We start from the raw sequence: 2,469 nt of genomic DNA, 5'->3' as shown, positions 1-2,469 counted from the left end.
GCGGTGTTCAGGCCGTTGAGGATGAACAGGTTGGTGATGACCGTGAAGATCAGCAGACCGAGGATCGACCCGATGATCGTGCCCCGGCCGCCGCTGAGCAGCGTCCCGCCGATGATGACCGCCGCGATCGCGTCCAGCTCATACAGATCACCATGCGTGGACGACCCCGTCGTGGTCCGCGCCATGATCAACACCGCGGCGATCCCACAGCACAGACCCGACAACGCGTACAACATCAACGTGTGCTTACGCACATCGATACCGGCCAGACGCGCCGCCTCCGGATTACCCCCGACCGCATACGTACGCCGCCCGAACGTCGTCCGGTTCAGCACGATCCAGCCGATCAGCACCACCAGCGCGAAGATGTACACCAGCAGCGGCAGCCCCAGCACCCGCGTCGTCGACAGATCCACGATCAGCGAATTGTCCGCCTGCACCAACTGCGTCCGCTGATTCGACATCCGCTGCGCCAGACCCCGGGCGGCCACCATCATCGCCAGCGTCGCGATGAACGGAACCATCCGCCCATAAGAGATCAAAAAGCCGTTCAGCAACCCCGCGCCGGTGCCCACCAGCACCGCACACACGATCATCACGACCGGCCCGTACGCCTGCGTCGCCAGCGTGGTCGCCCACACCGACGCCAGCGCCATCAACGCCCCGACCGACAAATCGATACCACCACCGATGATCACGAAGGTCTGACCAACCGTGATCACCCCGATGGTCGAGGCCAGCGCCAAAATACTGACCAGATTCGACGACGTGGCGAAATTCTCCGGCCGGGTCACCAAGCCCACGATCGCCAGCAGCACCAACGCCGCGACCAGACCCAGATGCCGGACCTCACCCAGCCGCCCCAACCGGCCACCGGCACCGGGCACCTTCACACCCGACCCGGCCGGACCGGCCGGCGCGGCCTGATCGACCTCAGTCATGCAACGCTCCTTCGGAGGGGGGATTTGCAACATCAGACCCGGAGGCCTCCTGCGAGACCATCACCAAATCGAGCACCCGATGCTCGTCCAGGTCCTCGGCCGGCGCCTCATGAACGACCCGGCCCTCACGAATCACCAGCACACGATCGGCCAGCCCCAGCACCTCGGGCACCTCACTGGACACCAGCAGCACCCCGATACCGTCATCGGCCAGCTTGCGCACCAGCGCATACAACTCCGCCCGCGCACCGACATCCACACCGCGGGTCGGCTCATCCAGCAACAACAACTTGCGGTCCTCGGCCAGCCACCGCCCCAGCACCGCCTTTTGCTGGTTACCACCCGACAACGTCCGAATCGCCCGGCGCGGATCCGGCGGACGAATGTCCAACGCCTCCGACAACCGCTTGGCCTCGGCGAACTCGGTCTTACGGTCCAGCCACCCCAGCCACCGCGGCCGGGTATACCGGCTCAAACTCGCCAGCGTGATGTTCTGCGCGACCGGATGATCCAGCAGCAACGCCTGCGCCTTACGCTCCTCCGGCGCCAAGCCCATGCCCATCCGCACCGCCCGCGTCGTACTCCCCGGCCGCACCGTCCGCCCGTCCAGCACGACCTTCCCAGCGCAGCGCCGCGCCCCGTAGATCGCCTCGATGATCTCGCTACGCCCCGACCCGACCAACCCGGCCAACCCCAGGATCTCCCCCGCCCGGATCGAGAACGACACATCCCGCACCCGGCCCGGCACCGACAGGTTCTCCACCCGCAGCACCTCCCGGCGCCCCTCATGAGCACCCCGGCCCGGCCGCGGCGGAAACACATACTCCACATTCCGCCCGGTCATCAACGCCACGATCTGCGACGTCGGCGTGTCCTTGGCCGCCAGGCCCACCGCGACCGTGCGCCCGTCCTTCAACACCGTCACCCGGTCACCGATCTCCCGGATCTCCTCCAGCCGGTGCGAGATGTAAATCACCGCCACACCCTGCGAGGTCAGATCCCGGATCACCCGGAACAGATTCTCCACCTCGTCATGCGCCAGCGCCGCCGACGGCTCATCCATGATGATCAACCGCGCCGAATGCGACAACGCCCGGGCCATACTCACGATCTGCTTGTGCGCCGGCGACAACCGGCCCACCTCCGTACGCGGCCGGATCTCCCCATGCCCCAGCCGCTTGAGCAACTCACCCGTCGCCCGATCAGCCTCAGCCCGCCGGGAAAACCCGAAACTCGCCATCTCATGGCCCAAGAAGATGTTCTCCGTCACGCTCAGCCCATCCACCAGGTCCAACTCCTGATAGATCGTGGCGATCCCGTGACCCATCGCCGCGGTCGGCGGAGCCAGCCGCACCGGCGCGCCGTCGAGCAACACCTCACCCTCATCCGGCGCATGCGCACCAGACAAAATCTTGATCAACGTGGACTTCCCGGCACCGTTCTGGCCGAGCAGGCAATGCACCTCCCCGGCCTTGACCTCAAGGTCCACGCCATCCAGCGCGCGTACGCCGGGGAACTGCTTGACGAT

General features: G+C 66.3%; 2 protein-coding genes. Both read right to left on the bottom strand.

Going from position 1 to position 2,469, the window contains the following annotated elements; all coding sequences use genetic code 11:
• Positions 1 to 941 (bottom strand): ABC transporter permease (locus tag AB0O28_RS39745; protein ID WP_363648208.1); only part of this gene is annotated, 941 nt, incomplete at its 3' end.
• The coding region (locus AB0O28_RS39740) for a sugar ABC transporter ATP-binding protein (RefSeq protein ID WP_363648206.1) at positions 934 to 2,469 on the bottom strand (1,536 nt) is incomplete at its 5' end. The genes AB0O28_RS39745 and AB0O28_RS39740, both read right to left, overlap by 8 nt.

This window comes from Microbispora sp. NPDC088329, from assembly GCF_040685655.1.
Lineage (GTDB): Bacteria > Actinomycetota > Actinomycetes > Streptosporangiales > Streptosporangiaceae > Microbispora.
Note: the sequence above shows the minus strand (reverse complement) of the source record. Positions and strands in the feature narration are given on the sequence as shown.